The sequence below is a fragment of the Priestia sp. USM5 genome (genome assembly GCF_058323215.1).
In genome coordinates, this window is the sequence record NZ_JBSGKN010000001.1 from 3,666,504 (window position 1) to 3,682,839 (window position 16,336).

At 39.5% G+C, this 16,336-nt stretch carries 12 protein-coding genes and 3 riboswitches; of the genes, 6 read left to right on the forward strand and 6 right to left on the reverse strand.

Translation table 11 applies throughout. From position 1 onward, the window contains the following. Window positions 1-107: 107 nt before the first annotated feature. The 3 genes from ACWATA_RS19420 to ACWATA_RS19430 form a co-directional block, all read right to left on the reverse strand. Window positions 108-650 carry a peroxiredoxin gene (locus ACWATA_RS19420; protein WP_473050118.1) on the reverse strand — a complete coding sequence of 181 codons (543 nt, stop codon included), beginning with the start codon at window positions 648-650 and terminating at the stop codon, window positions 108-110. A gap of 573 nt (window positions 651-1,223) precedes the next feature. Beyond that, a complete protein-coding gene (locus ACWATA_RS19425; protein ID WP_155017022.1) occupies window positions 1,224-2,210 on the reverse strand; it encodes a Gfo/Idh/MocA family protein in 987 nt (328 codons plus the stop codon). A gap of 173 nt (window positions 2,211-2,383) precedes the next feature. Continuing rightward, window positions 2,384-3,016 carry an NAD(P)-dependent oxidoreductase gene (locus ACWATA_RS19430; RefSeq protein WP_033578197.1) on the reverse strand — a complete coding sequence of 211 codons (633 nt, stop codon included), beginning with the start codon at window positions 3,014-3,016 and terminating at the stop codon, window positions 2,384-2,386. A gap of 423 nt (window positions 3,017-3,439) precedes the next feature. Here ACWATA_RS19430 and ACWATA_RS19435 point away from each other — a divergent pair, with 423 nt between their 5' ends. Next, window positions 3,440-3,637 carry a cold-shock protein gene (locus ACWATA_RS19435; protein WP_013055689.1) on the forward strand — a complete coding sequence of 66 codons (198 nt, stop codon included), beginning with the start codon at window positions 3,440-3,442 and terminating at the stop codon, window positions 3,635-3,637. Between the two features lie 47 nt (window positions 3,638-3,684). On the opposite strand, the gene ACWATA_RS19440 is transcribed toward ACWATA_RS19435, so the two are convergent. Further along, on the reverse strand, window positions 3,685-5,010 hold the full coding sequence (locus ACWATA_RS19440) for an amidohydrolase family protein (RefSeq protein WP_223546327.1): 1,326 nt from the start codon (window positions 5,008-5,010) through the stop codon (window positions 3,685-3,687). Window positions 5,011-5,520: 510 nt separating this feature from the next. Continuing rightward, a riboswitch (purine riboswitch) is annotated at window positions 5,521-5,622 on the reverse strand. Window positions 5,623-5,833: 211 nt separating this feature from the next. Then, a riboswitch (guanidine-I (ykkC/yxkD leader) is annotated at window positions 5,834-5,935 on the forward strand. 63 nt (window positions 5,936-5,998) lie between these two features. Between ACWATA_RS19440 and ACWATA_RS19445 the strand changes: the two genes are divergently transcribed. From ACWATA_RS19445 to atzF, 5 genes are all read left to right on the forward strand, one after another. Beyond that, window positions 5,999-7,348 carry an APC family permease gene (locus ACWATA_RS19445; RefSeq protein ID WP_034269790.1) on the forward strand — a complete coding sequence of 450 codons (1,350 nt, stop codon included), beginning with the start codon at window positions 5,999-6,001 and terminating at the stop codon, window positions 7,346-7,348. Between the two features lie 124 nt (window positions 7,349-7,472). Beyond that, window positions 7,473-7,577, forward strand: a riboswitch (guanidine-I (ykkC/yxkD leader). A gap of 47 nt (window positions 7,578-7,624) precedes the next feature. Beyond that, the gene (locus ACWATA_RS19450) at window positions 7,625-8,362 is read left to right on the forward strand and encodes an urea amidolyase associated protein UAAP1 (RefSeq protein ID WP_034269787.1); all 738 of its coding nucleotides are present in this window, start codon (window positions 7,625-7,627) and stop codon (window positions 8,360-8,362) included. A gap of 20 nt (window positions 8,363-8,382) precedes the next feature. Further along, on the forward strand, window positions 8,383-9,036 hold the full coding sequence (locus ACWATA_RS19455) for an urea amidolyase associated protein UAAP2 (protein ID WP_473050121.1): 654 nt from the start codon (window positions 8,383-8,385) through the stop codon (window positions 9,034-9,036). A gap of 16 nt (window positions 9,037-9,052) precedes the next feature. After that, complete coding sequence (gene uca, locus ACWATA_RS19460; RefSeq protein ID WP_473050122.1) at window positions 9,053-12,664, forward strand: urea carboxylase; 3,612 nt, start codon at window positions 9,053-9,055, stop codon at window positions 12,662-12,664. Between the two features lie 14 nt (window positions 12,665-12,678). Beyond that, complete coding sequence (gene atzF, locus ACWATA_RS19465) at window positions 12,679-14,427, forward strand: allophanate hydrolase (protein WP_473050123.1); 1,749 nt, start codon at window positions 12,679-12,681, stop codon at window positions 14,425-14,427. A 117-nt stretch (window positions 14,428-14,544) separates the two neighbouring features. Here atzF and ACWATA_RS19470 read toward each other — a convergent pair whose 3' ends face one another. Together ACWATA_RS19470 and ACWATA_RS19475 are read right to left on the reverse strand one after the other, a co-directional pair. Continuing rightward, window positions 14,545-15,111: a DedA family protein gene (locus ACWATA_RS19470; RefSeq protein WP_223546326.1), complete on the reverse strand. Its 567-nt coding sequence runs from the start codon at window positions 15,109-15,111 to the stop codon at window positions 14,545-14,547. Between the two features lie 236 nt (window positions 15,112-15,347). Further along, window positions 15,348-16,328: a zinc-binding dehydrogenase gene (locus ACWATA_RS19475; RefSeq protein ID WP_367071417.1), complete on the reverse strand. Its 981-nt coding sequence runs from the start codon at window positions 16,326-16,328 to the stop codon at window positions 15,348-15,350. Window positions 16,329-16,336: the final 8 nt, after the last annotated feature.

Consider the following 16,336-nt stretch of genomic DNA (forward strand, 5'->3'; position numbering starts at 1 on the left):
CTCCTCATAAATAAAACTGAATATTCCGTCTTTTATAATTAGAAAACTATCTTTTCTATCTTAATGGAAGCAGTAGAGGAAGTTCTCCTCTACTCTACCGTTATTTATTAAAGTGTTTTTTGACCTGGTTTCCAGTTAGCTGGGCAAAGTCCGCCAGTTTGAAGTGCTTGAAGTACACGTAATGTTTCTTCTACGCTGCGGCCGATGTTGTTATGGTTTACAACTGCATATTGTAATTCACCTTCTGGATTAATAATGAATAATCCGCGAAGCGCTACGCCTTCTTCTTCAATTAATACGCCGTAATCACGTGCTACTGCATGAGTTGGATCTGCAGCTAATGGATAATTTAAATCTCCAAGCCCACTATCTTTACGATCTGTGTTAATCCAAGCTAAGTGAGTATGAATTGTATCTGTAGAAACACCTACCACTTCAGCATCTAGATCCTCAAACTCTTCGTAGTGATCTGATAGGGCTGTAATTTCTGTTGGACATACGAATGTAAAGTCCATTGGATAGAAGAACAATACTGTCCATTTACCGTTTTTCATATTTTCTTCTAAACTTACTTTTCCAAATTCCTTATTTGCAAGTACAGCTTCCATTTCGAAGCGTGGTGCTTGTTTTCCTACCATACGTTCTGCCATGTCAAAACCTCTCCTTGTACAATGTATTTAACAAGCCTATGCTTGTATGTATTATTTTTAATGCAATCAGCACTATTTACTATTTGATAACGATTATTAGTATCATTATAAACTAGTAATAACTATTGATTACATTCTTTATTATACACGAGCTATTATTATAGTCAATACTTTTTTATAATCATTTTAATCTAGGATTGATTATCGAATATTTCTCACTCTTTTTATTCTTTCCCTTGATCAATCCTATGTATGCAGGGATGAATGAACATAGAAGATACTAAAAAACTTCCCTTGTTTCAACATATTTGCTTTTACAGTGTGCTGCAACAAGATTTCGAATCTCAATTATGTTCTTTATAACTACAATAAAAGAGAATGAGACATAACGATCTAAATCCAATTTAGAGACGAACAAATGGTATAAATCATCTAATAAGGGTCACTACTTGTTACTTAAAACCTGCTTTTACCCTACCCATTAAAAAATCCGAACGAGTTTAATTCTCCATCAAGAATCAAACTCGTTCGGATCTTCCTTCAACTAAACTACTTTTGTCCAGCCTCTTTTATTTATTTCTTATCATTCGGATATACAAGACCGATTTGCTCTCGCACTTTATCCATCACGTGCATTGTTAGATATGAATTTTCATAAGAATTTGTGTCCGATTCCATCTTTCCTTGCTTTAACAGCTCTACGAATTCATTTATTTCATAGTACATAGCAGGATAAGGCTGATCGACCGTTAACTCTTCTACCCGTCCGTCATTGTATCGAATTTCTACCTTTTCAGCGGTATGTATTTTGTCAATAATCATACTGCCTTTTTCTCCTTGAATTTCACTTGGTAAATGCGAATTTGTAATTTTAGAATACATGATGACCGCGTCACGATCTTCGTACTCTAAAGCAACTGATCCTTCTCCATCTACTCCAGATTCTAGCATAAACGCCGTTGCCTTTATTTTATGAGGCCCTCCAAACAACGTAATCAGAGGATAAAGACAATATACACCTAAATCCATCAGTGAACCGTTGGCAAGCTCTGGCTTAAAGGCATTAAGCACGATACCTTCTTTATATTTATCATAACGAGAAGAATACTGACAGTAAGATGCCACGTATTTTCGAATTGGACCAACTTTATGTAAGTTCTCTTGAATCACTTTGAAGTTAGGAAGAAGGGTTGATTTCATCGCTTCCATTAGTAACACATTGTGATTCTTGGCTGTTTGAATCATCCGAGTTACTTCTGCTGCATTGGCTGCGAGCGGTTTTTCACACAGTACATGCTTGTTATTTTTCAAAAATAAGATAGCTTGTTCCGCATGATAAGCATTTGGAGTAGCAATATACACGGCATCAATTTCAGCACTTGCTGCCATTTCCTCCAAATCAGTAAATATATGAGGAATATCATATTTACCTGCAAATTCTTCTGCTTTTTCAATGGTTCGAGAATAAACAGCTGCAAGCTGAAAGTCGTCTACATACTGAGCTGATTCTAACAGTCGATCTGTTATCCAGTTTGTTCCTATTACACCAAAACGAATCATCTTTTCATCTCCTTTTTATCATCTATGTTGTATTGTATCGTTTTTAAAAAGAAAAACGAAGAAATAATAAAAAATCTATACCATTTTCCGTTGCTTTATATCTATTTTGTTCTATATAAAAAAACAGCTCACAACAAATGTAAGCTGTTTTTTTATATGACTCAAACGTAAGCTTATGCTTTCTCACCCACTACAGCAAAACGTTCGTTTACATAGTTTTTATTCTCTAACTCATCTATTAAAGCAATCGCATAATCAGCATAGCTAATATAGCTTTCATTTTGACTATTTGTGATCACGTGATCTTTTCCTAATTGATAGGCTCCAGTGCGAGCACCTTCTGGGTCAAAAAAAGCGGCTGGGCTTAAATAAGTCCAATCTATAGTTGATTTTTCTAGTTCTTTTAAACCTTTGCCCATATTTGAAGCCGTTGGATAATAAGCTGCTGGAAAACCTTCTGTGCTCATTAAAGGCATTGTTTTTTCTTCATCTACAAATAAACTTCCTGCTCCGCCCACTACTGCGAGTCGCGTTTGAACACCTTGAAATGCTTTAATAAGTGATTGTATAGACTCAACGTGCATCTGTTCGCTTCCGGGAGGTGCATTAAATGCGTCTACCACAGCATCGAACTGTTCAATGTCTTTTGAAGTAATGACAAAAATATCTTTTTCAATTACGTTTGTTTGATTTTTTAGTTTAGAAGCATTTCGAACAATGGCTGTTACTTCATGTCCTCTCTGTTTTGCTTCTTCCATAATTAATTGACCTGCTTTTCCTGTTGCTCCAATAACGCCAATTTTCATTTTTATTCTCTCCTTTTATTTTTGTTGTAACCAAAATAGTTACACATTACACAAAAAAATTTGAGCTTTTATAACACTGCTATTTCTTTTCAGCTCGTTGTAACCATTATAGTTACACGTTATTCAATTTGTCAACCTCACTATTCATTTTTTTACGAGATAAAAGATTTTAGGGATCGCTAAAAAATCCACAAAACAATAGCTTATTTACTATTTCAAAATATTCCCATATTTTCAACTTATTTTTATCTCAGAGTACTTTTTTATGAAAAAAGGTTTCTTTTTTATAAAAAAGTGTTATACTAGGTATATTATTTCTTGTTCGGTGTTAACAAATAGAAAGACTTTCTTTAAAGTGATTCTTATTGAAATTGAGCAGAGATAGTAATATATTCGTGGATTTTCCACACAGGAGGTACTACAATGGTACAAGGTAAAGTAAAATGGTTTAATGCAGAAAAAGGTTTTGGATTCATCGAAGTAGAAGGACAAGACGACGTATTCGTACACTTCTCAGCTATCCAAGGCGAAGGTTTCAAATCACTTGAAGAAGGTCAAGAAGTTACATTTGAAATCGAAGATGGAGCTCGTGGACCACAAGCTGCTAACGTTCAAAAGTAATTGATTAAGAAGCTGTCACTTTAGTGACAGCTTCTTTTTATGTCTATTTAACCAATTAAAATTTGATTTTCCTGCCAAAGATTAGTCAAGTTCGTATCCGCGAGCCGCTGATGCGTCTCTTTTACGCTAAGCCAGCGATGCTTGTTGAAAACAAAGCGAGTTTCAGGAAGTTCAGTCCATATTTCCTGTACAGACTGGACATTTAACAGAACAAAGTTTGCTTCGTTTCCTTCTTCCACTCCATACTTTTCTTTTCCAATCAGCCGGGCTGGTATACTTGTAATCATTCGGAGCAACTGCCGCTGATCATCTGGACTTCCCATATGTGCAGCATAGGCAGTTAGTAACCCTACTTGCAGCAAGTCTGCTTTTCCAAACGGATGAAAGGGGTCGTTCACGTTATCAGATGCAGTAGCAATCGGAATCGCTGCTTTTTGTATGTCGCGAATACGCGTTACGCCTCGTCTTACAATTCCTTTATCTTCTCTTCCCTGTAAATATAAATTAGAAGCAGGTAATGTGACAACTCCAATTTTCGCCTGTTTCAAAAGGTTTAAGATTTCTTTCACTTTTGCATCAGTCATTCCTGCAAGCGAACAAAGATGCCCCACTACCACTTTTCCTTCCATATTCAATTCAATTGTTCTATGAGCAATATTAATTATCGTATCAACAGATGGATCATCGCTTTCATCCACATGTAAGTCAAGAGGTTTATTATAGGCTTGAGCCAGCGAAAACAGAGCATCAATCTCTTTTTCTGGATTTCCAGCTAAATGAGGACAGCCTCCAATCGCATCAATTTCAAGGTCGAATGCTCGTTCAATTTTAGTCATCTTATGCATATCATCAATGTCTAAGTTAGAGAATAGCGGAACAACCTGCACATCCATATACGGGCTTAATTCATCTCTCACTTCGACAGCCGCTTGTAAACTTCGAAATAAGCTATCTTCTTCCATGCTGCAGTCAAAATCAATATGCGTTCGAATCGTAGTCGTACCGTTAGCTAATGCCTGCAAAGCAGTTTTTAACATTCGCTGCTTAATTTCTTCTTCTGGAAATGCCGGCAGGCTGCTGCTGTAATTTTTAATGGCTTCTTGAAGAGTTCCAGATAGATTGGGTACCTGAGGAAGCGAATGAGCTTTGTCTAAATGCATATGCATATCTACAAATCCTGGTAATAGTACACGCCCCTGTGCATCAAGTGACGTTTCTTTTCCTAACACGGCCGCGTGTAGCGGAAAAAACTCGTCACCTTCAAGATAACCGTTTTGTAAAACGATAGAAGTATACATTCCATTTGAAATTTTCACTTCAAAAAGAGCGTGATCGTGCATAATTGGCAAGCGAACATTAATTAAGTGAAGCAATATAATTCCCTCCTCAATTTTTCAACTTCTTCATTTTTCATAGACCGCTTTATCTTATTTATCATTTATTGTTTAAAGCATTAATTCGCCAAATTTCGCGAATCACCTTCTCTCTAAAGGCCTTTATTTACAGAGAAAAAAGCAAGAACAAAAAAAAAGGAGCAGCGTCCCCACGCTGCTCATCAAAGAAAAAATGCTAGAAAATAGATAGAATGTACTTCCCATGGTTAAATGAGGGCTTACAGATAAAGCTTCAGTGAGTGATTTCATGCTTTGCATCGCTATTCTCCCCAGAAAGCAATGCAGATACAAGCAAAAAATTTCCACCACTCGCTCACACTGTAAATAGACACATAAGAAAAAGCCCAAACAAAGGCAGGTCTCTCAAATACAATGAGCAAAAACCTACCCGCCTGGGCTTTTATCCCTTCGGTGTCATATCCACTTCTTTTCAAAAATGAATATGTGAATCGCTTGGACCAAACTTTCTACTAACGTAAAAATGGGAACCTAGATTCACTTTTTACTCATAGTCCTATCATTTACGGTGATAAGGTAGAAACGTCTGAGCCATATTCTCAAACATATATGAGTGAACCGTATTTAGCTTTTTCTTGTCTACAAATATACTATAGGTCTCTCCATAAGTCAAATATAAGCGAATAATCTTTTTAATAAAATTATATATAGTTCGCCTTTTACAAAAGTTTACTTTTTTTAAAAGTTTGTTAAACTATCTAACACAGTAGTTGCATCTTCTTATAATCCTGCTTATACTTCGAACTACTTACATTATCTATAAAGGTCTTCACTCTGTTGAAGACAAAAAGCGATCTAGGGTTCCGTTTAACACATGTTAAAGGCTGGTCCGAGAGAGAGCGTACGGAACGGTCCGTATACACGGAAGGATAAAAGCCTGGGAGAATGACATCATTCTCCCAGGCTTTTCTTTTTTACTAGTATAAAATAGAGGAAAGAAGGGATTTATATGAACAACCAACCAGCGTTAAGTAAATCGCTAAAGGTATATCAAATTGTATTTTTGGGTCTTGCCTGGATGACTCCGATGATTTTCTTTACAGTTTACGGAGTAGCCTACGATGCGGCTGGAGGGCAAATGGTCCTTGCTTATTTAATTGCTTTTTTAGCTATCTTTTTTACCGCATATAGCTATAGCCGAATGGTAAAAGCATATCCAATAGCAGGATCTGCTTATACGTATACGAAAAAAGCTATACATCCTCGCCTTGGCTTTTTAGTAGGCTGGGCACTTCTTTTAGACTATATTTTCTCCCCTATTATCGCTATTTTAACATTTGGTATTTTTATGCATACAGAATTTCCTTCTATTCCTGTATACGTATGGGTCATTGTCATGAACATTATCTTAGCTTTAGTCAATATTGTTGGTATTAAATCTGTCGCTCGTATAAGCGGCATCTCTGTTGTAGTTCAGATTCTATTTATAAGTTTGTTTTGTTTATTTATCATCAAAGATATTGCAACAGGTCAAGCTAGTTCTTCTACTCTTTTTTCACTTCATCCTTTTTTGGCTTCAGATGTACCGTTTACGACTATCTTTTCTGGAGCTGCGCTCATTTGCTTTTGCTTTTTAGGATTTGATGCCGTTACAACAATGGCGGAAGAAACGATTCAACCGGAAAGGACCATTCCAAAAGCCATTTTTCTTATTGTTTGTATTGCAGCTGTTATGTACATCGCTATTTCGTATTTTACACAGATTGCCTATCCGGGATTCACATTTACTAATCCTGATAATGCTGCCTACACCCTTGTAAAATTAGTGGGCGGAAATCTTTTAAGCAGTCTATTTATTACGGTCTTAATTATCGCAACCTTTACTCAAGGAGTTTCTTCAGTCACAAGCGTGACTCGCTTTTTATATGCTTTAGGCCGTGAATCCGTGCTGCCTCAGAAGGTATTTTCATATATTCATCCAACGTTTAAAACGCCCGTGGTGAATATCTTGCTTGTTACCGCTTTTTCGTTTTTGGGAATGTTTATTGATTTAAACACAGCCGTTACTTTTGTCAGTTTCGGTGCCTTAACCGCTTTTACATTTGTTAATCTATCAGTCATTGCCCATTTTTATATTAAGTTAAAGAAACGGTCGTTTACTGAAACAATACTTTATTTAATCTTCCCTTTGATAGGAGCGGCATTTATCGGATGGCTGCTCACACTGTTAAACAAAGACACTCTTTTGATTGGTGTCGCCTGGCTTACGGTTGGGTTTCTCTATTTATTTGTAAAATCTCGACTATCGGCTCCTTTTGTAAAGAGAGATCATTCAAAAGTGACGGTCCCTGAAAAATAAACTGAAAAATCAGTTTTTGTGTCAGGTATTCTAACAAACTGCTTGTCAACTTATTTTCAAACATACTATACTACGATTAATCGAAAGCCACAAATGGATAAAGGTTCTTACAGATGTTAAGAACAAAAAAGCTGTCTAGGGTTCCGTTTAACATACGTTAAAGACTGGTCCGAGAGAGAGCGATATGGCGCTATGCTGTATAACACGGAAGGATAAAAGCCTGGGAGACTACTCTCCCAAGCTTTTATCCTTTTTTTATTCTAAGGAGGTTATTTTATGAGTTATATCTGGAAGCAAACCATCCCAGCGGGCGGAAAATGGTCAGGACGAATTGGGAGAGGAAAATCAGTGACGTTTACCGCACAAGAATCCGGTGCAAACGCATCCCTACTATTGTACAACGCTTATGATTTAACGGAACGATACAACATGCCTGATACCTTAAAAGCTCAGCATACTGCTCATTTAACAAAAGGACACGTTCTGATGAGTGACAACGGCAGAGCATTTGCAAGCATTACTGCTGACACCACCGGCTGGCATGATACCATTTCAGGCTATACTACGCGCAGCTTAACTCATCAAAAATACGGTGCATCTACTTATCAAGAATCCCGAAACGAATGGCGAAGGAATGGCGAAGAAAACTTCTCAATGGAGCTTCTGCGCAACGGTTTAACAACGCGGGATTTAGTCCCTAATCTTAACTTATTTTCAAAAGTATACTGCGACGAAGAAGGCAATATGAATTTTGTTTCTTCTCATTGTAAAAAAGGAGATTTTATTACGCTTAGAACAGAGATGGATTTGCTTTTTCTACTGTCTAATACACCTAACCCCCTAGACCCGAGCGAAACGTATCCTTCTGTTCCGATTGAAATAACCGTAGATGAAGCAGCTCCTGTAAGCTCAGACGACTACTGTTTAAATTTTAGACCTGAAAATAAACGAGCGTTTGAAAACACATGGTCTTATGACCTATTGCTTGGAAATAAAACATTATCAACGATTTAAAAATGAAGGAGGGTTCTATAATGGCTGTATTTAATCGAGTGGAAAGCAGCAGAAAAATAGAGAACGCAATTTATGATGAAACGGTACTGGCTGGGGACGGCTGGATGCACGAACTTAAAGCAGGCCAAACTCTTAGAATAATAGATGTAAAAGGAAATCAAGCAGCGGATACGTTATTCTTTGATGCAGAAAATCCAGAAGATCATTACAGTGCAGTATCGACGATTGCTAATCAAGGAAATATTTATTTATCCACCGGCACGGTGCTGCTTTCTCAATCTGGCAAAAAACTAGTCAAAATTGTAGCTGACACGTGCGGACGCCACGATACCCTAGGTGGAGCTTGTTCCGCACAAAGCAACACCGTACGTTATGCACATGACACGCTTCCGATGCATAACTGCCGAGATACATTTATGCTGCAGCTATCAAAATATGATAGCCGCTACACTAAAAGAGATTTAGCACCGAACGTAAACTTTTTTATGAATGTACCTGTGACGCCAAGCGGCGGATTAACGTTTAATGACGGAGTGTCTGCACCTGGATACTATGTAGAAATGGAAGCGATCAATCCTACACTTGTATTGATCAGCAACTGCCCTCAGCTTAACAATCCGTGCAACGATTATAACCCTACCCCTATTCGCTTAGTTATTTGGGATTCATTATAAAAAGGAGTGTTCATCTATGTTTACAAAAGTATTAATTGCGAACCGAGGAGCAATTGCTGTTAGAATTGAGCGAACATTACGACATTTCGGAGTGAAATCTGTGGCTGTTTATACAGAAGCTGATCAAGACAGCCTGCACGTTGATGAAGCAGATGAAGCCATTTTAATTGGCAGCGGCCCGGTCAAAGAAAGTTATTTAAACGAAGACCTTATTCTAGATATCGCAAAGAAAACAGGGGCAGAAGCTATTCATCCAGGCTACGGTTTTTTAAGCGAAAACGCGGAATTTGCTCGTCGCTGTCGTGCTGAAGGAATTGTATTTATTGGTCCTACACCTCAGCAAATGGAAATATTCGGATTGAAACATTCAGCTCGGGAAATTGCGCAAAAAGCGGACGTGCCTTTGCTTCCTGGTACACCTCTTATTACAGATGTATCAGAAGCTGTACGTGCTGCTGAAGAGATTGGCTATCCCGTTATGTTAAAAAGTACAGCTGGCGGCGGCGGAATTGGAATGCGTGTTTGCCAGGATGAAAAAGCTCTTCAAGCCGCTTTTGACTCAGTTTGCCATTTAGCACAAACAAACTTTAAAAACAGCGGTGTTTTTTTAGAGAAATACATTCAAAAAGCTCGCCATGTGGAAGTTCAAATCTTCGGGAATTCTTTTGGAGAAGTAGTAGCTTTAGGGGAACGCGACTGCTCTATTCAGCGAAGAAATCAAAAAGTAATTGAAGAAAGCCCAGCTCCAAACTTCCCTTCATATATACGGGAAAATATGCTGCAAGCAGCTACTCGACTAGCTAAAGAAGTCGGATACCGAAGTGCAGGAACGGTAGAATTTTTATATGACGCCGAAGCGGAGAAGTTTTATTTTTTAGAAGTAAATACTCGTCTTCAAGTAGAACACGGCGTTACAGAAGAAGTGTTAAACATCGATTTAGTAGAATGGATGCTTAAAGAAGCATGCGATGAGCTGGTAAACCTTCCTTCTTTGCTTCCTGTTCCTTCAGGTCACAGTATCCAAGCGCGTATTTATGCCGAAGATTGCTTAAATGATTTTCGTCCAAGCGGCGGGCAAATCGACCAAGCCATTTTCTCTAAAAGTGCTCGAGTTGAAACATGGGTGCGAGACGGCATTACTGTAACATCACTTTATGATCCTATGCTCGCTAAAATTATCGTTCATGGAAAAACACGAGAAGAAGCTCTTCTAAAATTGAGCGCTGCTTTAAAAGAGACGAGATTATACGGCGTTACTACTAATCTTCAATACTTGCAGGGACTGTTAGAAGAAAAAGCGTGTAAAACAGGCGATGTGTATACTCAAATGCTTAACTCATATACTCCAAGCGAACAAGCAATTGAAGTATTAGACGGCGGCGTTCAGTCCACTGTTCAAGATTACCCGGGACGCACCGGGCACTGGAATGTAGGAGTTCCTCCGTGCGGTCCAATGGATCCTTTTGCTTTTCGCATAGGAAACAAACTTCTCGGAAATTCACCGGATGCCCCGGGAATTGAAATGACTCTCCGAGGTGGCTCTTATAAATTTAGAGACAATGTATCTTTTTGTATTACAGGTGCCAACATGCAGGCTACATTAGACGGCGCTGAAATTCCCATGTATAAAACCATTCAAGCAAAGCCGGAACAAATTCTTTCATTTGGTGAAGCAACCGAAGGAATGCGCACGTATTTACTGATTGGCGGCGGACTTGATATGCCTAAAATATTAGGCAGTTCTTCTACTTTTACACTAGGAAGTTTCGGAGGACACGGCGGAAGAGCACTTCGTACGGGAGATGTACTGCGTGTTTCTGACTACGCTCACGTTGAAAATGAACTTGCTCTTTCCTACCAGCCGACCATGTCTAAAGAATGGACAATCGGAGTGATTCCCGGCCCTCATTGTACAGAAGAGTTTTTGCAGCCAGAGTACTTACAGCAGCTAACAGATACAAAATGGGAAGTTCATTTTAACAGCTCTAGAACAGGCGTTAGGTTAATAGGTCCCGCTCCTTTTTGGACCCGTGAAGATGGAGGAGAAGCCGGTTTGCATCCATCAAATATTCATGATAATGCCTATGCCATCGGCACCTTAGACTTAACCGGAGATATGCCTATTTTACTTGGCCCAGACGGTCCGAGCCTCGGCGGCTTTGTTTGCCCTGTTACGACTGCTTCAGCAGAGTTTTGGAAAATAGGACAGCTTCATCCCGGAGATAAAATTTCGTTTAAATTAATTGACCTTGAACAAGCTGAAAAACTCAAGTGTACGCAGGAAGACTTTTTACAGCATATCGGAACATCTGCATCACTTCCTGTGCTTACAAATCCAGTAGCACAGCCGCTCAAAAGCGATTATCCGCTGCTGATTAACGAAACGGAAAATAGACGCTTCCCATTTTCCGTCCGCTGCTCAGGCGATGCAAATATACTTGTAGAATACGGAGAAATGGAGCTGGATCTGCTGCTTCGCTTCCAAGTGCATGCTTTAATGGAAGCTATTCAAAAGCGTAAGGATTTACCAGTTCTAGATTTAACGCCTGGTATCCGTTCTCTTCAAATTCATATTGATGCAACAAAGATGTCTATTCTTGAACTTTGCCAGCACATTTCAGCTATAGATCGTGCGCTTCCTCCACTTGAAGAAATGGAAGTTCCCTCTCGTATTGTAAAACTTCCACTTTCATGGGATGATCCTGCGACTCAATTAGCTATTGAACGCTATCAGCAAAACGTTCGCCCAGATGCCCCCTGGTGTCCAAGCAATCTAGAGTTTATTCGCCGAGTAAACGGTCTGGATCACATTGAAGATGTTAAACGAGTTGTATTTGACGCTAATTATCTTGTAATGGGGCTTGGAGATGTATATTTAGGCGCACCTGTTGCTACGCCTCTAGACCCTCGTCACCGTTTAGTGACAACGAAATATAATCCCGCTCGTACATGGACGCCTGAAAATGCAGTTGGTATTGGCGGTGCGTATATGTGCGTATACGGAATGGAAGGTCCTGGGGGCTATCAATTTGTGGGACGCACGATTCAAATGTGGAACCGACTTCGTCAAACGGAAAGTTTTGAAGCAGGAAAACCGTGGCTTCTTCGTTTCTTTGATCAAATTCAATTTTACCCAGTAGAAGCAGATGAGCTTTTAAAACTGCGCGAAGATTTTCTTCGCGGGAGATTTGAAGCAGATATTACGGAGACAACGTTTAAACTTGGAGAATATTTAGATTTTCTTTCATCTATTGAAGAAAGCACGGCTGCTTTTCGTCACACCCAGCAGGCTGCTTTTCAAACAGAGCGAGAAGATTGGAAAGCACTCGGCTTAGCTGAGTACGTCTCTGAACATGAAACGGCTGAAATTACGGAACAAGAACTGCCTGAAGGTACGGAGGCCGCCCGCTGTACAATGCCGGGAAGCGTATGGAAAGTTCTTGTTGAAGAAGGACAAAAAGTTGAAAAAGGCGATACGTTAATTATCGAAGAAAGTATGAAAATGGAGTTTCCACAGCTAGCACCTATGGATGGATATATCAGTTCTATTCATGTAAAACCCGGCGATGAAGTACAAGCTGGACAGCTGATTGCCGGTATAAAAGCCTTTGCTCCAATTACTCATTAAGGACGGTGGATACAATGAAAACAGTGAGCTTGCCTAAAACATTTTCGGTTCAATGGTTACGTGATATGTATATCAAAAAAGAATTAACTCCGGAAGATGTAGTACATCAAATTCTTACGCGTGTAGAAGCTGATAAAGACATGAATATTTGGATTACCCCCCCTACACTCGGTGAGTTAAAACCTTATCTCGATCGCTTAGCTACCCTAAGCCCTGAAGCGTTACCTTTATGGGGAATTCCATTCGCCGTTAAAGATAATATCGATGTAGCCCATGTATCGACGACAGCCGGATGTAAAGAATATACGTATATCCCTTCTGCACATGCTACGGTTGTTCAACGTCTTATTGATGCAGGTGCTATTCCTCTTGGAAAGACCAACTTGGACCAATTTGCTACAGGGCTGGTCGGTACACGAAGCCCTTACGGCGAAACGCACAATGCGTTAAAGTCCGAGCTCATTAGCGGCGGATCGAGCTCAGGGTCAGCTGTATCCGTAGCTCGCGGGCACGCTGCTTTTTCTTTAGGTACCGATACAGCAGGTTCAGGGCGCGTTCCAGCCGGTTTAAACCGTTTAATTGGCTATAAACCTTCTCTCGGAGCGTGGCCATCTGCAGGTGTAGTTCCGGCGTGTAAAAGCTTAGACTGCGTCACTGCTTTTGCTCATGAATGGAGTGACGTACTGCTTGTAGATTCTATTATTAGAGGGGTAGACGATCAAGATCCATGGTCACGCTCTGTTGTTCGGGCTTCTTCGGCTCTCCCTGAAAAAATTTGTATGGTAAAAGAACCGCTCTCATTTTACGGACCGTTTGCTGAGCAGTACGAGGAAGCTTGGAAGCAAGCAGTGAAAAAGATTGAAGGTTTATCTATTCCCATTGAATACATTGACGGCTCGTATTTAAGCGAAGCAGCTGCTTTATTGTATGACGGCCCATACGTAGCGGAGCGCTGGGCTGACTTAGGAGAATTTATTACTTCTCATGAAGAAACAGCATTTCCTGTAACCGAGCAAGTCCTTCGTTCAGGAGCTAAATCAGAATATGATGCTGCTGCTTTATTTCAAGCTTCACATAAGCTTCAATCCTTTAAACATAAAGCATATCATCAGCTTAAAAATGCTGTTCTTGTTATGCCGACAGCAGGCGGAACGTGGACGCGGGAACAAGTAAGAGAAAATCCAATTGAAACAAACAGTGACATGGGGCGTTTTACAAACCATTGTAACTTGCTCGACTTATGCGCTGTCTCTCTTCCATCTCAAGATGCAGATCTTGATTTACCGTTTGGCATTTCATTTTTCTCTACATTTGACGGCGAACAATTCATTTGCGGGCTTAGCGAAGTGTTTTTAAATGGTGAACGAACGGTTGATTCAAGAAAAGATACAACCTTAGTAGCTGTTTGCGGTTTGCATATGCGCGGGTTTCCACTTGAATTTCAAATGCGTGAACACGGAGCTTCATTCGTACGAAAAGACCAAACCGCTCCTTATTACCAGCTTTTTAAACTGCCTACTTCTCCAGCAAAACCGGGGCTGCTGCGAACGCATCAACAAGGAGAAAAAATTGAAGTTGAACTTTGGGAAATGCCCTTATCACTACTCGGCTCTTTTGCCGATTCTATCCCTTCTCCTCTTGGACTAGGCAAAATCACTCTCGAAGACGGCAGTGAAGTAGCGGGTTTTCTTTGTGAAGCTCATGCGACAGAAGATGCGGAGGATATTACGTCTTATAGAAGCTGGCGGGCTGTTTATAGTTGAATAAAAGAGCTGCCTCTAAGTCAGGGTTTCGACTTAGAGGCGGCTCTTTTGAGTTATAAAAACCTTACTATAAAAGCGCTCTTATTTTAAGGAATCACTTATTTGGTCCGGTCTTTTTTATGTACTTTTTCTCTTTTTCATCCACCAGCCTGCACCAACTATCACTCCGATTATAAGAATAACAAATATTAAACGGTCTACATCATGCAAATATTTTTGGATTTTTTCAATATCTCCAAGTCCTCCTACATAGAGCAAAAAAACAAACCATGGAAAAATACCTAATGTGCTGTATAAAACAAAGTCCTTAGATTTAATTTTACTAAGGCCTGCCAAATAGGTTATATAGTTTGCGATACTGATGGGCCGAGAAATCGTAATACTCCATTTTCCATACTTATGAAACCACTTTTGGGCACGCTTTATATTTTTTTCACCAAACCAGCGCTTGGTAATAGATTCAAACCTGTATCCCATCACGAACGGAATATAGTTGAATGCGATATAAATAACGGTATTGACAGCTGAAACCATAAGGATTTTCCATATTGAGAGCTGCAGAACCGAGCCAATGAGCAAAATCGATAACGTACACGGAAAAGGAATTGCCGCAGCTTCGATTGCTGTAGCAATAAAGATGCCCACTATGCCTAAGTTTTGTACAAAATCAATAAACCCTTGCACCTTTTTTCTCCTTTCAATCATACAAATTTCACGTTCTTTCATCATAACTCAAACTATTCAAAATTTCACGATTTCAAAGCAATTTTACTAGTAAAAAAAGCTTATACGCACCCGTTTGCTATATTTGATTATCTTCTATCATATGCAGTTCATAAGTGAAGTAACGCAAAAAAAGAAAATAGCAGAAAAAAACTCTTTTATTAGTTGTAATAAAAGAGTCTTTTCTGTCCTGCTATTTATTTAACTTTAGCAATGATTTTCCCTTTCACATGGCGTTTTGAAAGCTCTTCTAATGCACTTGGCACTTCTTTTAACGAGATGATGCGCTCAATCATCGGAGCTACTTTCTTCTCTGCTACTAATGCTAAAAGCTCATCGCCCATTTTTGCTAAATCCGCTTGCGCCATCATGTCATCAATGTGGTGTGCAGCATTTAAAGCTACTTCATGATAAGAAATCACTTTTGTAAAAGGCTTTACTTTTGTATAGTCAGGTGCACCAGCAATATGTGCTAAATGTCCTCTATAGGCAATCATATCTAAAGAATCCGTTGCGTTCTTTGCGCTCACCGTGTCAAGCACAGCATCTACGCCGCGGCCATTTGTCAGCTCCAATACTTTTTCCACGACATTTTCCTCGCGATAATCAATTACATAATCAGCGCCTAACGACTTCACATACTCATGATTATGTGCTGAAGCTGTTGAGAAAACGGTTTTTCCAGCGTTTTTAGCAAGCTGCACGCCAAAGCCCCCTACGCCTCCAGCTCCTCCGTGAATTAAGATGGTTTGAATATGGTTCATTGGAAATTTACGAAATAGTGCTTCATACGCCGTGTAACCTGCAGTAGGCAAAGCAGCAGCTTCTTCAAATGTAACAGCATCAGGAATGCGCGAAATTGAATGAGCAGTTGTGACCGCATATTCAGCATATCCGCCTTTTTTCATAAAGTCCCCGTGATAGACAACGCGGTCTCCTTTTTTCCAGTCAACTACTCCTTCTCCAACTTCATCAATTGTCCCAGCTACATCCAAACCTAGAATGTGAGGATATGTCCAATGAGGATTTCCATTAGTAGCCGTTTTATAATCCACTGGATTAAGTCCCACTGCGTGAACTTCAACTACTACTTCTCCTTTATTTGGAAGAGGTTTTTCTATTTCTTCTACTTTCATTTCTGTCCATTTATTTTTATCTTGCAATAATAATGCTTTCACAGTTTAAC